General features: G+C 65.0%; 15 protein-coding genes. 10 read left to right on the forward strand and 5 right to left on the reverse strand.

Annotated elements, in window-relative coordinates; translation table 11 throughout:
• The first annotated feature begins 5 nt into the window (after positions 1-5).
• From recN to DFR48_RS01945, 5 genes are all read left to right on the forward strand, one after another.
• Positions 6-1679, forward strand: a complete 1674-nt coding sequence (gene recN / locus DFR48_RS01925) for a DNA repair protein RecN (protein WP_114361454.1) — start codon at positions 6-8, stop codon at positions 1677-1679.
• A gap of 66 nt (positions 1680-1745) precedes the next feature.
• Positions 1746-3194, forward strand: a complete 1449-nt coding sequence (cls, locus tag DFR48_RS01930) for a cardiolipin synthase (RefSeq protein ID WP_114361455.1) — start codon at positions 1746-1748, stop codon at positions 3192-3194.
• Positions 3195-3233: 39 nt separating this feature from the next.
• On the forward strand, positions 3234-4049 hold the full coding sequence (locus DFR48_RS01935) for an endonuclease/exonuclease/phosphatase family protein (RefSeq protein ID WP_114361456.1): 816 nt from the start codon (positions 3234-3236) through the stop codon (positions 4047-4049).
• 66 nt (positions 4050-4115) lie between these two features.
• Complete coding sequence (ligA, locus tag DFR48_RS01940) at positions 4116-6269, forward strand: NAD-dependent DNA ligase LigA (protein ID WP_114361457.1); 2154 nt, start codon at positions 4116-4118, stop codon at positions 6267-6269.
• 381 nt (positions 6270-6650) lie between these two features.
• Positions 6651-8312: a U32 family peptidase gene (locus DFR48_RS01945; RefSeq protein ID WP_114361815.1), complete on the forward strand. Its 1662-nt coding sequence runs from the start codon at positions 6651-6653 to the stop codon at positions 8310-8312.
• Positions 8313-8358: 46 nt separating this feature from the next.
• On the opposite strand, the gene DFR48_RS01950 is transcribed toward DFR48_RS01945, so the two are convergent.
• The 3 genes from DFR48_RS01950 to DFR48_RS01960 form a co-directional block, all read right to left on the reverse strand.
• The gene (locus DFR48_RS01950) at positions 8359-9195 is read right to left on the reverse strand and encodes a GGDEF domain-containing protein (RefSeq protein ID WP_114361458.1); all 837 of its coding nucleotides are present in this window, start codon (positions 9193-9195) and stop codon (positions 8359-8361) included.
• A 270-nt stretch (positions 9196-9465) separates the two neighbouring features.
• Positions 9466-11532: a DEAD/DEAH box helicase gene (locus DFR48_RS01955; protein WP_114361459.1), complete on the reverse strand. Its 2067-nt coding sequence runs from the start codon at positions 11530-11532 to the stop codon at positions 9466-9468.
• A gap of 209 nt (positions 11533-11741) precedes the next feature.
• Positions 11742-12278 carry a GNAT family N-acetyltransferase gene (locus DFR48_RS01960; protein ID WP_114361460.1) on the reverse strand — a complete coding sequence of 179 codons (537 nt, stop codon included), beginning with the start codon at positions 12276-12278 and terminating at the stop codon, positions 11742-11744.
• 261 nt (positions 12279-12539) lie between these two features.
• On the opposite strand from DFR48_RS01960, the gene DFR48_RS01965 reads away from it, so the two are divergent.
• Both DFR48_RS01965 and DFR48_RS01970 read left to right on the forward strand, forming a co-directional pair.
• Positions 12540-13175: a 3'-5' exonuclease gene (locus tag DFR48_RS01965; protein WP_114361816.1), complete on the forward strand. Its 636-nt coding sequence runs from the start codon at positions 12540-12542 to the stop codon at positions 13173-13175.
• Positions 13176-13297: 122 nt separating this feature from the next.
• Entirely contained in the window at positions 13298-13786 is a 489-nt protein-coding gene (locus DFR48_RS01970) for a CreA family protein (RefSeq protein ID WP_114361461.1), read from the forward strand.
• A 358-nt stretch (positions 13787-14144) separates the two neighbouring features.
• On the opposite strand, the gene DFR48_RS01975 is transcribed toward DFR48_RS01970, so the two are convergent.
• Entirely contained in the window at positions 14145-14609 is a 465-nt protein-coding gene (locus DFR48_RS01975; protein ID WP_112688099.1) for a chemotaxis protein CheW, read from the reverse strand.
• A gap of 261 nt (positions 14610-14870) precedes the next feature.
• A complete protein-coding gene (locus DFR48_RS01980; RefSeq protein WP_114361462.1) occupies positions 14871-15659 on the reverse strand; it encodes a DUF2189 domain-containing protein in 789 nt (262 codons plus the stop codon).
• 126 nt (positions 15660-15785) lie between these two features.
• On the opposite strand from DFR48_RS01980, the gene DFR48_RS21870 reads away from it, so the two are divergent.
• The 3 genes from DFR48_RS21870 (at position 15786) to DFR48_RS01990 (ending at position 17696) form a co-directional block, all read left to right on the forward strand.
• On the forward strand, positions 15786-15956 hold the full coding sequence (locus tag DFR48_RS21870; RefSeq protein ID WP_170141756.1) for a hypothetical protein: 171 nt from the start codon (positions 15786-15788) through the stop codon (positions 15954-15956).
• A gap of 142 nt (positions 15957-16098) precedes the next feature.
• The gene (locus DFR48_RS01985; protein ID WP_112688102.1) at positions 16099-16698 is read left to right on the forward strand and encodes an SCO family protein; all 600 of its coding nucleotides are present in this window, start codon (positions 16099-16101) and stop codon (positions 16696-16698) included.
• A gap of 122 nt (positions 16699-16820) precedes the next feature.
• Positions 16821-17696, forward strand: a complete 876-nt coding sequence (locus tag DFR48_RS01990; protein ID WP_114361463.1) for a 50S ribosomal protein L11 methyltransferase — start codon at positions 16821-16823, stop codon at positions 17694-17696.
• Positions 17697-17888 lie beyond the last annotated feature (192 nt).

A 17888-nucleotide genomic window follows, 5' to 3' on the forward strand; every position in this document is an offset into this window, starting at 1 on the left:
AGCCCATGCTGGTCCAGCTATCGATCCGCGATATCGTTCTGATCGAGCGGCTCGACCTGTCCTTCGAGGCGGGGCTCTCGGTGTTGACCGGCGAGACGGGCGCCGGCAAGTCGATCCTGCTCGACAGCCTCTCGCTGGCGCTCGGCGGCCGTGGTGACGGCTCTCTGGTGCGCCACGGCGAGGACAAGGGCCAGGTAACGGCCGTGTTCGACGTGGCTCACGCCCATCCGGTGCGCCTGCTGTTGCAGGAAAACAGCGTCGACGAGGACGGTGACCTCATCTTCCGGCGGGTACAATCGGCGGACGGCCGCACCCGCGCCTTCATCAACGACCAGCCGGTGAGCGTGCAGCTGATGCGCCAGGCCGGGCAATTGCTCGTCGAGATCCACGGCCAGCACGACGACCGTGCGCTCGTCGACACCGACGCACACCGTACCCTTCTCGATGCCTTTGCCGGACTGACGGACGAGGTGGGCGACCTCTCCGAGGCCTACCGCCGCTGGAAGGATGCCGATCGGCAGTTGAAGGCGCACCGCGCACGGGTCGAGGCAGCAGCCCGCGAGGCGGAATATCTGAGAGCCTCCGTCGAGGAACTGGAGATCCTCTCGCCGCGCGACGGCGAGGAGGACGAACTCGCCGACCGCCGCTCGCAGATGCAGAAGGCGGAGCGCATCGCCGGCGATATCGCCGAGGCATCCGAATTCCTGAACGGCAACAGTTCCCCCGTGCCGATGATCGCCTCGCTGATGCGGCGCCTGGAGCGCAAGAGCCACGAGGCGCCCGGCCTTCTCGAAGACACCGTGCAGCTTCTCGATGCGGCGCTCGACAGCCTCTCCAACGCCCAGATGGAGGTCGAGGCGGCGCTACGCCGGACCGAATTCGACCCCCGCGAACTGGAGCGGGTCGAGGAGCGGCTGTTCGCGCTCAGGGCGGCGGGCCGCAAGTACTCCGTGCCGGTCACCGAGCTTCCGGCGCTCGCCGAGCGGATGGTCGCGGAGCTCGCCGATCTCGACGCCGGCGAGGAGCGCCTCGGGCAGATGGAGACCGCGGTCGCCGAGGCGAAGGCCGCCTACGACCACCGTGCGACCGCACTCTCCTCGAAGCGGGTGAATGCGGCGACGGCCCTTTCCGATGCGGTAATGGCGGAGCTTCCGGCGTTGAAGCTCGAGCGTGCCCGCTTCATGGTCGAGGTGATGTCCGACCCGGAGGCTGCGACCGCCGAGGGCATCGATACCGTCGAATTCCACGTCCAGACCAATCCTGGCACGCGGCCGGGGCCGATCATGAAGGTGGCGTCGGGTGGCGAACTCTCGCGCTTCCTGCTCGCGCTCAAGGTGGCGCTCGCCGATCGCGGTTCCGCGCCGACGCTCGTCTTCGACGAAATCGACACCGGCGTCGGCGGCGCCGTGGCGGATGCGATCGGCCAGCGCCTGAAGCGGCTCTCCTCGACGGTGCAGGTGCTTTCCGTCACCCATGCGCCGCAGGTGGCCGCCCGTGCCGCGACCCATCTGCTCATTTCCAAGGGGCCGGTCGGCGACGCCGGCGACAAGATCGCGACCAGGGTCGCCACCATGGAACCCGAGCACCGTCGCGAGGAGATCGCGCGCATGCTCGCCGGCGCGTCGGTGACCGACGAGGCGCGGGCGGCGGCGGCACGGCTTCTCGCCGGAGAAAACTGACGGCGGGCCGCTTTCGCGGTAACCGACGATTGCATTCCTTCTGCAAACCTGTTTCCCTCCGCTTCGATGTTCGAAACGCTGCAAAGCTACTGGCCGGAGGTCCTTGCCGTCCTGTCGATCGGGATGGGCACGATCGCGGCCGTTCACGCGGCGATGACGAAGCGCGAGGTGCGTTCGGCGATCGGCTGGGTCGGCATCATCATCCTGTCTCCGATCGTCGGTGCGCTCGTTTATGCGCTCGTGGGTGTCAATCGCATGCGCCGGAAGTCCATCCTGCAGCGGCGGACCCACCGCCACGAGGCGCTCCGTCGCGTCTTGTCGCAGTTCCACCTGCCGGCCGGCGAGGTCGAGCGGCAGTTCGGCCGGCCGATGGCGGCGCTGAAGGTCCTCGGCGATCGGGTGACCGGCTATTCGCTCTCGTCCGGCAACAGCCTTTCGATCCTCTCCTCCGGCGACGAGACCTATGACGCCATGGCGGCGGCGATCGAGGGCGCACGGCGCTCGATCCTCGTCGAAACCTACATCTTCGATCGCGACACGGCGGGGCTCAGGATCGCCGACTGCCTGATCGCCGCCCACAGGCGCGGCGTTGATGTGCGGGTACTGGTCGATGCGGTCGGCGCCCGCTACAGCACGCCGAGCATTCTGAGCTATCTGAAGGACGCCGGCGTCGCGGCCGCCGCCTTCAACGGCAAGGTCATCCTCGGGCTCCGCCTGCCTTACGCCAATCTTCGCACGCACCGGAAGATCACGGTGGTGGACGGCGCGGTCGCCTTCGCCGGCGGCATGAATATCCGCGAAGGGTTCATGGGCAAGGGGGGCGCCCGCGACACGCATTTCCGGCTGACCGGACCCGTGGTCGCCGATCTGTTCGCGGTGGCGGCGGAGGACTGGGCCTTCGAGACGGGGGAGGAACTGAAGAGCGATGCCTGGAACGTGTCGGTCGGCGAGGCGGCACCGGGAACGCCGTCCTATGTCCGGGTGATCTCATCCGGGCCGGACACCAACCTCGAATGCAATCACAAGGTCCTGATGGGCGCGTTTTCGGTCGCCGAGCGCTCGATCCGCATCGTCTCGCCGTACTTCCTCCCAGACAACATCCTGCTCGGGGCGCTCGCGACTGCGGCAAGGCGCGGGGTGGCGGTCGACATCATCGTTCCCTCGCAGAACAATCTCGCCATCGTCAGCCACGCGATGATGGCGCAGTTCGACCAGATCCTGAAGGACGGCTGCCGGATCTGGAGCGCCAAGGGGCCGTTCGACCATTCCAAGCTGATGACCATCGACGGGCAATGGAGCTTCATCGGCTCCTCAAACCTCGATTCTCGTTCGCTGCGGCTCAATTTCGAGGTGGACCTCGAAGTGTACGACCGGCATTTCGCCGAACACATCGACGCTAGGATCGCCGCCGCGCGAGGCGGCGCGGAGGAGATCACGCTCGAGGCGCTTCGGCTCCGACCTTTCGTCTTGAGGCTTTTCGACCGTGTTCTCTGGCTCGGTTCGCCCTATCTTTGAGGAAGGTCGATGTTTGTCTTGGGAAAGAGCGGTTCAGGCATGAGAAGAAAGACCGGGAACATCGCGCGGACGATGATCACCTCGATCCGGAACCGGCACGACCGGCCGGCGGCGCACACGCCGCATCACCGCTCCGAGGAGAGCATGGTCGTCGCCTCCTACAATGTCCACAAATGCGTCGGCACCGACGGACGGTTCGATCCCGAACGGGTGATGGAAGTGATCCGCGAGATGGACCCGGACGTCATCGCGCTGCAGGAGGCGGACGAGCGCTTCGGTGAACGTTCGGGCCTCCTCGACCTGCCGCGGCTCAGGCTGGAGCTGGGGCTCACGCACATTCCGGTCCTGCACAAGCCGAAATCCCACGGCTGGCGCGGCAACGTGCTGCTCTTCAAGGAAGGGGCGGTCAAGGACGTCCACCAGGTCGCGCTGCCGGGGCTTGAACCGCGCGGCGCCGTCGTGGCCGAGATCGATCTTCACCGAGGGCTGGGGCTTCGCGTCATCGCCGCCCATCTCGGGCTCTTGCGCTGGGCGCGGCGCCAGCAGGCGGACGTGATCGTCGACATCATGACGGAGCGGGAGGAAAAGCCGACGGTGCTGATGGGCGATTTCAACGAGTGGCGGCTCGGCGAAGGCTCCTCGCTCATGCGGTTCGAAAAGGTCTTCGGCCCGCTGCCTCCGCCGGTGCCGAGCTATCCGGCGCGTCTGCCGGTGCTTGCCCTCGACCGCATCATGGCCAACCGGTCGGGGCTGGTCGCCAATGTCGTCGTGCACGATTCGCCACTTGCCCGCGAGGCCTCCGATCACCTGCCGATCACCGCCCGGATCGACATTTCGAAAGCAGTGCTGGGCTGAGCGGAGGTGTCTTTTCATTCGCGAGAATTCGGCTAATACCGGCAGGTCCCATTCTGGAGAGCGGCGATGGCGAATGACACGATAGCAGTCGAAGATCTGACCGAGGAGCAGGCAGCCGCCGAGCTCGCGCGGCTCGCAAAAGAGATCGCCCATCACGACACACTCTATCACGGCAAGGACCGGCCGGAGATTTCCGACGCCGCCTACGATGCGCTGAAACTGCGCAACGACGCGATCGAGGCGCGGTTCCCCGCACTCGTCCGCGAGGACAGCCCATCGCGGCGTGTCGGGGCGGCGCCCGCCGGCGCCTTTGCCCAGATCACCCATGCGCGGCCGATGCTCTCGCTCGACAACGTCTTCACCGACGAGGACGTGGCCGATTTCGTCGCCTCGGTCTACCGCTTTCTCGGCCGGCTGCCGGACAATTCGATCGCCTTTACCGCCGAGCCGAAGATCGACGGCCTGTCGATGTCGATCCGCTACGAGAACCGCCGCCTGGTGACGGCGGCAACCCGCGGCGACGGAACGACGGGGGAGAACGTCACCGCGAACATCCTGACGATCCGCGAGATTCCGCGCGAGTTGCCGGCGGGGGCGCCGGACGTCGTCGAGGTCCGCGGCGAGGTCTACATGGCGAAAAGCGACTTCTTCGCGCTCAATGCGCAGATGGAGGCCGAAGGCAAACAGACCTATGTCAATCCGCGCAACACCGCCTCGGGTTCGCTGCGGCAGCTCGATCCCAAAGTGACGGCAAGCCGCAAGCTGAGGTTCTTCGCCTATGCCTGGGGCGAGATGACCAACATGCCGGCGGAGACCCAGATGGGGATCGTCGAGAGGTTCCGCGAATGGGGTTTCCCGGTCAATCCGCTGATGAAGCGGCTGCATTCGATCGAGGAGATTCTCGCGCACTACCGGGAAATCGGCCTGATGCGCGCCGACCTCGACTACGACATCGACGGCGTCGTCTACAAGGTCGACCGCCTCGACCTGCAGGAGCGGCTCGGCTACCGTTCGCGGAGCCCGCGCTGGGCGACCGCGCACAAGTTCCCGGCGGAGCAGGCGCTGACCAGGCTTCTCGACATCGACATTCAGGTCGGGCGGACCGGCGCGCTGACCCCCGTCGCGCGGCTGGAGCCGATCACCGTCGGCGGCGTGGTCGTCACCAATGCGACGCTCCATAACGAGGATTACATCAAGGGCATCGGCAATTCCGGTGAACCGATCCGCGAGGGCCGCGACATCCGGAAAGGCGATATGGTGATCGTGCAGCGGGCGGGCGACGTCATCCCGCAGATCGTCGACGTGGTTCTCGACCAGCGGCCGGCCGATGCCGTGCCTTACGAGTTTCCGCAGACCTGCCCGGTCTGCGGCAGCCATGCGGTACGCGAAGCTAACGAGAAGACCGGCCGCATGGATTCCGTGCGCCGCTGCACCGGCGGCTTCGTCTGCAGCGCGCAGGCGAAGGAGCACCTGAAGCACTTCGTTTCCCGCAACGCCTTCGACATCGAGGGACTCGGCACCAAGCAGGTCGATTTCTTCTTCGATTGCGGCGATCCCTCGCTGGAGATCAAGACCGCGCCGGACATCTTCACGCTCGAACGGCGGCAGCAGGCGGCGCTGAACAAGCTGGAGAACCGCGACGGCTGGGGGCGCACGAGCGTCGCCAAGCTCTTCGAGGCGATCAACAGCCGGCGCGAGATCGCGCTCCACCGGCTGATCTTCGCGCTCGGCATCCGGCATGTCGGCGAGACGACGGCCAAGCTGCTCGCGCGCTCCTACGGCACCTACGATGCGTTCCAGCACGCGATGCAGGAGGCGGCGCCGATGCACGGCGACGCCTGGAACGAGCTCAACGCCGTCGAAGGCATCGGCGAGGTGGTCGCGACCTCGATCATCGAGTTCTTCAAGGAGCCGCGCAACATGGAAGTCGTCTCGCGGCTGCTCGACGAGGTGACGCCGCTTGCCGCCGAACTGCCGGTCGCCGCCGGCAGCCCGGTCGCCGGCAAGACCGTCGTCTTCACCGGCTCGCTCGAAAAATTCACCCGTGACGAGGCGAAGGCGAGGGCGGAAAGCCTCGGCGCCAAGGTCGCCGGCTCGGTGTCGAAGAAGACCGACTATGTGGTCGCCGGTCCCGGAGCCGGCTCGAAGCTCGACAAGGCGCGCGAACTCGGCGTCGCGGTGATGGACGAGGACGAGTGGCTGGCGCTGATCGGGGGGTAGGGCCGATCGACATTCAGGTTTCGGGCGTGGCGCGTGACGGATTTTGTCGCCGGACAGGAGGAGCGGCCGCAGTGGAGCTCACCTCCACAAGGCCGTTCCGACGCATCCGGAGGAAAAATCCGCCGCGTCCCGAAGGGATATGGTGAAAATCGCCCATGCCGGCGTCGCAAAACCTCGATGGAGATCGACTCCACCTTCGGTTTTTCTCCTGGCCATGAACGATTTTCCCTCATACCACGCTCCAAATCCTGAATGTCGATCGGCCCTAGGGGCCGCGGCATTTGCGAACAGGTCGCGTCTCGCTGGCCCCTTCGTCGCTTCTGGTGTATAGGCCTGCCAGATTGCGGGCCAAGGGCGCGCGCGAGAAGGTTGATCCATCCGATGACAGCAAATGCCAGACGTTCCGAACTCCTGATGCCCGCCGGCTCGCTCGAGCGGTTGAAGGTGGCCGTACTCTACGGGGCGGACGCCGTCTACATGGGTACGCCCGACATGTCGCTCCGGACCAAGTCGCAGCTTTCGCTGGACGACGTGAAGGAGGGCATCCGCTTCGCCCATGAGCATGGCGTGCGGGTCTACCTGACGCTCAACCTCTTCACCCACAACAAGGACGTGCCGAAGGTCGCCGAGTACGTCGCGATCTTGAAGGATGTGCAGCCGGACGGCGTCATTGTCGCCGATCCCGGCGTCTTCCATTACCTGCGCAAGCACGCGCCGGAACTGAAGCTGCATGTCTCGACGCAGGCCAATGTCTGTTCGTGGCTCACGGTCGATGCGTGGAAGGAGCAGGGCGCCGAACTCGTGGTGCTCGCCCGCGAGGTGACCTTCTCCGAACTTACCGAGATCCGGGAGAAATGCCCGGACGTGCGGCTCGAAACCTTCGTCCACGGCGCCATGTGCATGACCTATTCCGGGCGTTGCCTGCTCTCCAATTTCATGGCCGAGCGCGGTGCGAACCAGGGCAACTGCGCCAATTCCTGCCGCTGGCAGTACAAGGTGCACCTGAGGCTCCGCGACGGGACGATCAAGGAGCTGGAGATCAACGAGCACAATGAGGGGCTCTTCGAATTCGTGCTGGAGGAGGGCGCTCGCCCCGGCGAACTGATGCCGATCGAGGAGGATTCGCGCGGCTCCTATATCCTGAACTCCAAGGATATGTGCCTGATGCCGAAGCTGGACGATTACCTGAAGCTCGGCATCGACAGCCTGAAGGTCGAGGGCCGCAACAAGTCGCCCTATTACGTCGCGACGGTCGCGCGCACCTATCGCCGCGCGATCGACGACTACTATGCCGATCCGGAGAGCTGGTCGCCGGAACCGTATATGCGCGAGCTGGAAACCGTCGGCAGCCGCGGCTTCACCATCGCCTTCCACGAGGGGCGGCTGCAGAACTACGCGCACAACTACGAGAACACCAAGACCTTCGGCACCTGGGAGTTCGCGGGCATCATCCAGGAGGTTCGCGAGGACGGCTTCGTCGTCTCCGTGAAGAACAAGCTCGAAGCCGGTGATGTGCTGGAACTCATCCCGCCGAAGGCGACGGACGAGACCGTCTTCCTGCGGCTTTACGAGTTCCGCCATGCCGATGCGCCGGACGTGGCGCTCGAAACCGTCAATGCCGGGCCACAGCGGCCGATCCTCGTTCCGTTTACCGCCTTCGACCGCGAAAAGGTCGAGGACCTGATCGCCAAGTTCCCGCCCTTCACCATCATCCGCAAGGAGGCGCCGCTCACCGAGGAGGAATGGCAGCGCCTGCGCGTCGACAAGGTGGCGCAGAAGATCGAGCTCGGCCAGACGGTCTACGAGGGCGCCTATCGCAACGGCGTGAAGAAGCTGCAGGAGGCGATTTCCGAGGACGTTATGGAGAAGCGCTCCAAGACCTCGCGCAAGGGCGCGGAAGGCTGCTGCGGGCGCGGCTGCAACGGCTGTCTGATGTTCTGGAACGACCCGGAATACGCCAAGGCCCGCGAACTCCTGGCGAAGAAGAAGCACGGCGAGATGCTGGAGCGGGATATGCGGGAGGTCGCTCCGGCAGCGGAGTGAGGGAAGTGGAGCCGTGGCGTAACGCCGCCGGTTGTTCCCTACTGCCTCATCCCGCCTGCGCGGAGGATTCCGTCGCCGGCAGGTTGGCTGCCGCCAGCGCGGTGAGTTCGCCTTCATCGACGATCCGGTTGCGGCCCGAACCCTTGGCGAGATAGAGCGCCTTGTCGGCGGCGGAGTAGGCCGCCGCGTAGTCGCGTCCGGGGCCGATCGCCGCAAGACCGCCGGAGATGGTGACGCGGATCGTCTGACCGCCTGCGGAAATCGCCCTTGTCTCGACGGTTTGCCGCGCCTTGTCGGCCGCCCGTTTCGCCTCTTCAATCGTCATGCTGCGGAAGAACATCGCGAACTCCTCGCCACCGATGCGGGCGACGAGGTGGTGGTCTCCGGCGAGGCCGGCAAGCGCGCGGGCGACGGCCACGATGACTTCGTCACCGGCGAGGTGGCCGTAACGGTCGTTGATCTGCTTGAAGCGGTCGATATCGAGCAACAACAGGACCCCGCGCTCGTCGGCGGCGAGCGCCTCGGTAAAGGCGCGCCGGTTCGGGAGCCCGGACAGCATGTCGGTGCGGCTCTGGCGGAGGTATTCGAGCCGTGCATCCGCAAGTGCCGCGATCGAGCGTCCAACGACGTGGGTGGTGAACACGCCGAGTGCCATCGTGAGCGGGACGCCCATGACCGTGCCGATGACGATGCCTTGCCAGACAGAGTACGGCAGCAGGCCGAGTGCGTGGAAGAGGAGGTGGAGGAGGACGATCAGCACCCAGGCGACGAGGGCCATGCGGGCGGAGAGGTGCCACGCATATCGCAGCACGATCGCGCGGTCGTTGAAGTCCATCAGGCTGATGTTCGGCGTCAGCCATCGTTCCAGGAAATCCATCAGCATGCGCGCTCGCGAGAACGTAAGGCCTTTGATACCGGATCGGCCAGAGATTCAATCATGGGTTATCTCTGATCGATTGCCATCAACCTTCGATGCAGATTTGTGGACATGACTACCGCGCCATCCGTTAACGGCGCCTTCATGGGCCGCGTCACGCCGGACGTTCCCTCACCCGATGATGAAGGAACGGTAAACGGCCGCGACAGACATGCTCGTTCGACGGCGAGCGAGCACATATCCGGTCGAGAAGCGAGGTGATACGCCGCGGGCGCGTCAGCCCCTCTTCCCCGAAGGCTTTCCCTTCTTCGGCGCACCGTTGCCGGCCCCGCCGAACTTGCCTTTCGGCTTTCCTGCGAAGTCCTTTTTGCCGGAAAAATCCTTCTTGCCGGCAAAGGCTTTCCCGTCGCCCTTCGGCCGGTCGCTCCTGCGATCGTCGGAGGCCCGGTTCCGGTCGGACCATTCGGGTTTCGCCTTCTTGGCGTAAGGCTTCTGCGCGGGGCGGTCGTTGCGGTCGTCGAAGCGTTTCGGCCGTGCCGGAGCATCGGCCCAGACTTCGGCATCCACCGCCGAAAGATCGTCCCTGCGCGGCCGGCGACCGGTTTCCTCGGCTTTCTTTGCGTAGGGTCGTTTGTCACCCCGCGGTGCGAATTCCTCGCGTTCGCGCGGCGGCCGCGGCGCTCTCTCTTTGGGCGGTGCGGAGAAGTCGGGCGTGCCGGGAAGCTGCCGGACGGTGATGCCCCGCTCCAGTGCGCCGCTCGTTCCGATCGCCTGCAGGAAGGTGTCGAGGCCGTCCTGGGCGATCTCGACGAAGGTTTCTTCCGGCTGCATCTTGATCGCGCCGATCTCGTTCTTGGTGATCTTGCCGTTGCGGCAGAGCATCGGGATCAGCCAGCGCGGCTCGGCGTTCTGCCGTCGGCCGACCGAGAGCGAGAACCAGACGCTCGGGCCGAAATCGCCGCGTGGCTTGGTAGCGGCGCTCGACGGATTGGCGTAGTCCGGCTCGCGACGCTGCCTGCTTGCTTCGAGATTGACCGGGAGAAGGTCTTCCGGTGCCGAGCGACCGGCGCGATAGAGACGGAGGAAGGCGGCAGCGACCTTCTCCGGCCCGTGCGCCGCGAGAAGATCGGCGATCATCGGCTGCTCGTCCTCGGCCACGGTCTCGGCGAAGGCCTGGTCGGCGAGGATGCGCTCGCCGTCGCGGGCGAGAACCTCGTCGGCGGACGGCGGGTTCGCCCAGACGGGCGTGATTCGTCCGCCCAAGAGCAGGCGCTCGGCCTTGCGGCGCTGGTTGACCGGCACGATGAGCGCCGAGATGCCCTTGTTGCCGGCGCGGCCAGTGCGGCCGGAGCGATGGAGCAGCGTCTCGGAATTGGTCGGCAGGTCGGCGTGTATGACGAGTTCGAGCCCCGGCAGGTCGATGCCGCGGGCGGCAACGTCGGTCGCGATGCAGACGCGGGCGCGGCCGTCGCGCATCGCCTGCAGCGCGTGGGTGCGCTCGTTCTGGCTGAGTTCGCCGGAGAGGGCGACGACCGAGAAGCCGCGATTGTGGAGCCGCGCCGTCAGGTGGTTCACGGCCGCGCGGGTCGAACAGAAGACGATCGCATTGCGCGCCTCGTAGTAGCGCAGCACGTTGATGATGGCATTCTCGCGGTCAGAAGGGGCAACGGCGAGCGCCCGGTATTCGATGTCGACATGCTGCTTCTGCTCGGAGGTCGTGGCGATGCGGCGTGCATCGCGCTGGTAGCTCCGGGCGAGGTCGGCGATCGAGCGCGGCACGGTCGCCGAGAACATCAGCGTCCGGCGGTCGTCCGGCGAGGCTTCGAGAATGAACTCGAGATCCTCGCGGAAGCCGAGATCCAGCATCTCGTCCGCCTCGTCGAGGACGACGGTGCGCAACGCCGAGAGGTCGAGCGCGCCGCGGTTGAGGTGGTCGCGCAGGCGACCCGGCGTGCCGACGACGATGTGGGCGCCGCGTTCGAGCGCGCGGCGCTCGTTGCGGATGTCCATGCCGCCGACGCAGGAGGCGATCGTCGCGCCGGTGAACTCGTAGAGCCATTCGAGCTCGCGCTTCACCTGCATGGCGAGTTCGCGCGTCGGGGCGATGGCGAGCGCGAGCGGCGCCTCGGCACGGCCGAAGCGGCTCTCGCCGGCCAGCAGCGTCGACGCGAGCGCGAGCCCGAAGGCGACGGTCTTGCCGGAGCCGGTCTGGGCGGAGACAAGCGCGTCGCGTCCCTCGAGCTCGGGATCGAGCATGGCCTGCTGCACGGGGGTGAGCGTCTCGTAGCCGCGCTTGCGCAAGGCCTCGGCGATCGCCGGAACGATGCCGTCAAAATCAGTCATGGAAGTCGTCTTTCGAAATTCGGGTCTGTCGCATCCTTAACCGATGATGCGATCGGGCAGCATTGATACGCTGCTTCCCACACATGGCGGGTCATTCATGCGGCGTACGTACTTTGCAATCACGACAAAGTATAGAGCAGAATCGGGCCGCAAGGCGAGAAAAGCCACTCGACGGCCCGAAAAGGCGGTCCGGAAGGTCCGGTTGCCGGTCACTCGGGCCGAAACCGCGCCATCGCAAGCGCATCGACGTACCGGCCACCCCTGAAGGCGAAGGCGCGGTGCATACCCTCGCGCTCGAAACCGAAGCTTTCGTAAAGGGCGATCGCGCCAGCATTGTCGATGAAGACCGTCAGTTCTAGGCGCCGGATGTTCAGCCATTCGTCGGCGATCCTGACGATCTCGCTGAGGAGCGCGCGTCCTATCCCTCGACGGATGTAGTCGTCATGCACACCCATACCGATCATGCCGGCATGTGCTCTGCGGCCCTGAAAACCATGCAGGCCTACATCTCCGACGATCCGGCCGTCCATTACGGCGACGAGAGCCGTGACGCTGGAGCCTTGAGCTTCGATTGCGCGCCTGACGTCGTCGGCGCTCTGGTAGGGCAGGCGTAGCGTTCCGGACCGGCAACCCGGCATGTTGTGCAAGTCCGCCAAGCCCGCTACATCCGTCGCAGTCCTCGCGCGGATCTGCAGCCCGTCCGGCCAATTCGACGGGGCGCTTGAACTCGGATTTTGAAGGGACATTGCACTCTCCTAGGCTTGCGCGGGGAGAGCAGGCGTCTCGAACCCTGCTCGCCTCCGCAGGGTTTCTGAGATGGTTCGTTCCTTACCGACGCGACCCGACCCAGACACCCTGATAAGGGGTGACTGCCACGAGGGTCATCACTGCGGTCTGTCGGATGGCGAACATTGTCTCAGAATGGAGGCTGTCGGCAGCCGGGTCAAGCTCGGAAGCTCATGCGGAGTGATCTTGCCCGAATCCCCGGTCCGCCCTATGGCTTTATGATGTCCAGCTATCCGTTCCCCGGCAAGACCATTGCCATCGACTTCGAAACCGCGAGCGAAGCCCGCGCCAGCGCGTGCTCGATCGGGCTGGCATGGATCGAAGACGGTGAGGTCGTGCGCGTCGAGGAGCGGCTGATCCGCCCGCCGGGCATGCGGTTTTCGTCCTTCAACATCGCGATCCACGGCATCCGCCCGGAAGACGTCGCCGACCAGCCGGAATTCCCCGATGTGATGGCGGAGTTCTTCGAGGACTTCCACGGAGCGGCGATGATCGCGCACAACGCGTCCTTCGACTTTTCGGTCTTGCGGGCGAGCCTCGATTTCTATGGGCTCGCCTATCCGGAACTCTCCTACTACTGCAGCGTCAAGCTCGCGCAGCGCCACTGGCCGGACCTGCCGTCTCACCGGCTGAACTGCCTCGCCGATCATCTCGGGCTTTCCTTCGACCATCATAATGCGGCCGAGGACGCGCGCGTCTGCGCGCTCGCCACGCTTGCCATGGCCGAGGAGGCCGGTGTCAGCGGGATCGGTGCGCTCGCCGAGCGGACGGGCGTCAGGCCCGGACGTCTGCACAGGGACGGCTACGAGGCCTGTTCCTTCGTCAAGCGGGCGCGAAGGGCGCCTGTCCTGCAGTGATGGTGACCACACCGCGTCGGCACGGAGCGCAGAGCTTGTCGCGGGCGGGCTCCGACGCCACATAAGGCGCGACCGGGTCGTATCCTCACCCAAGACCCGCAGACAAGTACAGGAGCGAAGCCATGCCCTTCCGCAAACCGATTTTCGCCACAGCGCTCGTTCTCGCGGGCGCGATTCCCGCCGCCGCCGAGGTGGTCGGAAAGGTGGGCGTGGACTGGGTCGGCAACGACATCGTCATCGAGGCCGTCACCGATCCAGAGGTGAAGGGCGTCACCTGCCACGTGACCTATTTCGACCGCTCGATCATCGACCGCCTTTCCAAGGGCAACTGGTTCGAGGACCCGTCGAACAATTCCATCGCCTGCCGGCAGACCGGCCCCATCGAGATCGGCGACATCGACCTGTCGGAAGAGGGCGATGAGGTGTTCCGTGAAGGCATGTCGCTCATCTGGAAAAAGCTCGTCGTCAACCGCATCTACGACAAGGCGAACGACACGCTCATCTATCTCGTGCATTCGCGCCAGGTGGTGGACGGATCCGCGAAGATGGCGATCTCGACCGTTCCCCTGTTCGATCAGCCGGTGACGTGGAAGAACGGCAAACCGCGGTGAGACGGGATGCCGGCGACGGCCCGGTGTTCCAAAATGACCCAAAAAAGGTCGGTCAACCGTGCCGAAAACGCGGCACGGCCCCATCTTTTACCTTCAGATGTGATGGGATTTGAGGCAGGATACAACCGATGTGTTGTGGAATCGGCGATCTACCCCATCACCATATTTCACAGGCATGTCTTGCCAGTATTGCTCGGCCGAGGGCTTGCGTCCGAGGTCGTTGAAAAATGAAGGCCCTGGAAACAATCCGTTTCCAGGGCCTTTTCCATTCCGGGGATGTTCATGCGGATGCGGTGATGCCGCCGGAGGCCGCCTCGCGGAGGCGGCCGAGCGCATCAGTCAGGAAGGCCGGTCAGGCTCAGGCGGCCTGCGCCAGCTCGTCGGCGATGACGGTGTCGAGGTTCAGGAAGCAGACCATCGACTTTTCGAGGGCGACGATGCCGCGGCAGAAGGCACGCTGGGCTTCCGGAATGATTTCCGGCGCCGGCTGCAGGTCTTCGGCGCGGATCGTCATCATGTCGGAAACCTGTTCGACCAGCAGGCCGACCAGCTTGCCGGCGATGTCGGTGACGATGATGGCGGCGCGCTCGGAGGGTTCCGTCATCTTCATGCCGAGCCGGCAGGCCATGTCGATGACCGGGATGACGGCGCCGCGCAGGTTGATAAGGCCGAGGACATATGGCGGTGTGTGCGGCATCGGCGTTACCGGCGCCCAGCCGCGGATTTCGCGGATCGCCATGATGTCGATGCAGAATTCCTGGTCGCCGAGATGAAAGGATACGATCTCCAGATAGGCGCCTGACTGCTTGATTGCGTTCGTCATGTCTGAACTCTTCCCGGTTTGTCGGCCGTGCGGATCGGGTCCTGTCTGCGCGGCGGCATTGCGTCGTCCGCTGCGTCACGACGGAGCCGTGCCCCGCTTTCGCGTCGGTGGTGCATGATCACTGCGGAGAGCCGAGGAGATGGGTCGGCCATCCCGGCGGACATGATGTCCAAACGATCCTTGCGGAATCATCTTCGCCCCGCGACACTGGCAGAGATTTCTTAAACATCCGCTAATCGAGGGGCTTTGCCGGCCGTCGCCTCAACTGAGCGCCACGACGCGACGGTAGAGATGCCAGGTCGCGTGTCCGAGAATCGGCAATGCCGCGAGCAGGCCGACGAACAGCGGGACCATCGCCAGGATCGCCGCCGCGGCGACGATGACGCCGAAGCCCAGCATCGCTACGGGGTTCTCGACGACAGCACGCACGCTGGTGATCATCGCCGTGACGAAGTCGATGTCGCGGTCGAGCAGCAGCGGCATCGAGATCACCGTCACGGTGAAGAGTACGGTCGCGATCACCGCGCCGACGATCGTGCCGACCGCCAGGAAGAGCAGGCCTTCCGGTGTCGTGGTCACGACCGTGAGGAAGGCCGGCAGCGAGGCGGAAATCTTGAAGCCGAGGAAAAGTGCGAGCAGCAGGCGTACCTGGTAGATCCAGACCCAGAAGACGAAGAGCACCACGAAGGCCATCCAGGACAGTTGCCGCTCGCGCTGGCGGAAAACCTCCGCGAGGATGCCGCGCCACGTGACGGGCTGCCCCGCTTCGTCCCGGCGGCTGATCTCGTAGAGTCCGACCGCGACGAAGGGGCCGATCAGCGGAAAGCCGATCGCGATCGGGATGATCATCCACGGCTGGTGATAGAGGCTGAGCATGGCGACGATGAAGACACCACCCACGGCATAGATGCCGCCGAAGAACAGGCCGAAAAGCGGGTAGCGCCGAAAATCCTTCCAGCCCTCCCGCAACGCCGCCCGGACATCGGCGAGGCCTATGGTGTTGATGCGGATCTTGTGCGGCGGTGCCGCGCCGATTGCCTGTTTTCCCATGCGTCCCTCCCAAGACTTCCGGCAGACATTCCGGAACACAGGATTGCAGATCGGTGGCCGTTGTCCATCGCTTTTCGCAAGGCTTAAGAGCAAGATTGGGACTTCTCCGAGGCGGCAGGAGGCGATATGTATGGGCGCATGGAGCAGCCGGCCTCAAAATCACCGCGGATCGCCCTATGGGCCGCGCTTTTCGGCGCCGGCGCAGCGGCGACGGGTGCGGTTTTCGCAGGCTGGCTGAACTATGGCTCGGCGATCGTGCTCGCCTATATGGAAAACGGGCTTTCCAGCTGCTTCTGAGCCGGCGAGACAAATCCGCGCGCTTTTCCCGGATAACCACCTATTGAATTGCGCCGGCCGCCGCCGGGTTGTATCAGCGGGACATCATGTGCGGTGGAACGACTCCCGTGCGTTCGGCCCGATAGAAACAGGACAGGGATACATGAAGACGCTGCGGATCATTCTCTGGGGAGGCGTTCTGGTTTTCGCCGGGCTGCTCGGATGGCTGACCTTCCAGGTCACACAGTCGAAGGAGCAGATCGCGGAAGCGCCGTTCGGCGTGCCGTTCCAGCTCATCGACCAGACCGGCAAGCCCATCACCGAACAGGCCTTCCGCGGCAAGCCGACGGCGCTCTTCTTCGGCTTCACCCATTGCCCGGAAATTTGCCCGACGACGCTCTTCGAACTCAACGGATGGCTGGAGAAGGTCGATCCGGACGGCACCCGGCTGCAGGCCTATTTCGTGACCGTCGATCCGGAGCGGGATTCGCCGGAAATGCTCAACAACTACATTTCCAACGTCACCAAGCGCGTGATCGGCATCGGCGGCCCGCCGGAGAAGGTGGCCGAGGTCGTCAAGGGCTTCCGGGTCTATGCCAAGAAGATCCCGCTCGACGAGAAGGACCCGAACGGCGACTACACGATGGATCATACGGCGTCCGTCTTCCTGCTCGACGCCGAGGGCCGGTTCAAGGGCACCATCTCCTACGGCGAGAACCCCGACGTGGCGGTGCAGAAGCTCGAAAATCTCAAGAACGGCTGATGCCGACGCCGGCCTCGCCGGCATCTCCCAGGTTGCCAGCGGCGGCCGGGCGTTGTACCGGAGACGACGACAGAGGGCAGGGCCGGTGGTCCTGCCCGTTTCCATGACCAGGAAGGCCCGTCGTGAGTGAAATCCGCCTCTACGTAACCGTCACCGAAAAAGTGGCGAACGACATCCTCGAGCTGATGACCAACTTCTTCGGCGAGGAGGATTACGCGATCGCGACCACCGAGGTCGACGAGAAGAACGACGTCTGGGAAGCCTCGATCTACCTGATGGCGGAGGAGGAGGCGGAGGTCCACGAACGCCTGCGAGAAATGCTCGCCGAAGATTTTTCGTCGCTCGAGATCGAGCGCGAAGTCATCCCCGACATCGACTGGATCGCCAAGTCGCTCGAAGGACTGACGCCGGTCCGCGCCGGGCGCTTCCTCGTCCACGGCTCGCATGACCGCGACAAGGTCCAGGTCAACGACCTCGCCATCGAGATCGACGCCGGCCAGGCCTTCGGGACCGGCCATCACGGCACGACGGCGGGATGCCTCGAAATGATCGCCGACGTTACGCGGGCGGAGCGCCCCCGCAATGCGCTCGACCTCGGCACGGGAAGCGGCGTTCTGGCGATTGCCGTGCGACGCCTGCTGCCGATCCCGGTGCTTGCGACCGACATTGATCCGATCGCGGTCCGGGTCGCCAAGGAAAACGCGCGCCGAAATGGCATTGCTACCGGCATCGAATTCCGGGTCGCTCCCGGCTTTCACTCCACCGCTTTCGGCAAATACGGCCCGTTCGACCTGATCATTGCCAACATTCTCGCACGACCGCTGATGAAGATGGCGCCGCAACTGGTCGCCAACCTTTCGAGCGGCGGTTCGGTCATCCTGTCGGGGATTCTCGCAAGCCAGCGGTGGAAGGTGATCGCCGCCTATAACGGCGCCGGGCTGAAGCACGTCCGCACGATCTGGCGCAACGGCTGGGTGACGATCCACCTGCGCGGCTGAGGCGGGTGGGGTCGAAGTTCTGCTGCATTGCAGTATTGCTTCTGATGCATGGCTCAATACAGGTCCCGAAATACGAAAGGCGGCATCCGGGGATGCCGCCTTTCCGATCAGATCGACTGATCGATGCATGGGCCTGGGAGGAGGAGAAGCCCATGCGTGTCGCGTATTCCGGCACCGGCGCAGACCTGGGAG

Source organism: Ciceribacter lividus (assembly GCF_003337715.1).
In the GTDB taxonomy this organism is placed as follows: domain Bacteria; phylum Pseudomonadota; class Alphaproteobacteria; order Rhizobiales; family Rhizobiaceae; genus Allorhizobium; species Allorhizobium lividum.

Coding starts and splice junctions, on each gene's coding strand:
- DFR48_RS01965 (WP_114361816.1), top strand. CDS start 12,540: ATGTCCAGCTATCCGTTCCCCGGCAAGACCATTGCCATCGACTTCGAA.
- DFR48_RS01935 (WP_114361456.1), top strand. CDS start 3,234: ATGAGAAGAAAGACCGGGAACATCGCGCGGACGATGATCACCTCGATC.
- DFR48_RS01985 (WP_112688102.1), top strand. CDS start 16,099: ATGAAGACGCTGCGGATCATTCTCTGGGGAGGCGTTCTGGTTTTCGCC.
- DFR48_RS01970 (WP_114361461.1), top strand. CDS start 13,298: ATGCCCTTCCGCAAACCGATTTTCGCCACAGCGCTCGTTCTCGCGGGC.
- ligA (WP_114361457.1), top strand. CDS start 4,116: ATGGCGAATGACACGATAGCAGTCGAAGATCTGACCGAGGAGCAGGCA.
- cls (WP_114361455.1), top strand. CDS start 1,746: ATGTTCGAAACGCTGCAAAGCTACTGGCCGGAGGTCCTTGCCGTCCTG.
- recN (WP_114361454.1), top strand. CDS start 6: ATGCTGGTCCAGCTATCGATCCGCGATATCGTTCTGATCGAGCGGCTC.
- DFR48_RS01955 (WP_114361459.1), bottom strand. CDS start 11,532: ATGACTGATTTTGACGGCATCGTTCCGGCGATCGCCGAGGCCTTGCGC.
- DFR48_RS01960 (WP_114361460.1), bottom strand. CDS start 12,278: ATGTCCCTTCAAAATCCGAGTTCAAGCGCCCCGTCGAATTGGCCGGAC.
- DFR48_RS01945 (WP_114361815.1), top strand. CDS start 6,651: ATGACAGCAAATGCCAGACGTTCCGAACTCCTGATGCCCGCCGGCTCG.
- DFR48_RS21870 (WP_170141756.1), top strand. CDS start 15,786: ATGTATGGGCGCATGGAGCAGCCGGCCTCAAAATCACCGCGGATCGCC.
- DFR48_RS01950 (WP_114361458.1), bottom strand. CDS start 9,195: ATGCTGATGGATTTCCTGGAACGATGGCTGACGCCGAACATCAGCCTG.
- DFR48_RS01975 (WP_112688099.1), bottom strand. CDS start 14,609: ATGACGAACGCAATCAAGCAGTCAGGCGCCTATCTGGAGATCGTATCC.
- DFR48_RS01980 (WP_114361462.1), bottom strand. CDS start 15,659: ATGGGAAAACAGGCAATCGGCGCGGCACCGCCGCACAAGATCCGCATC.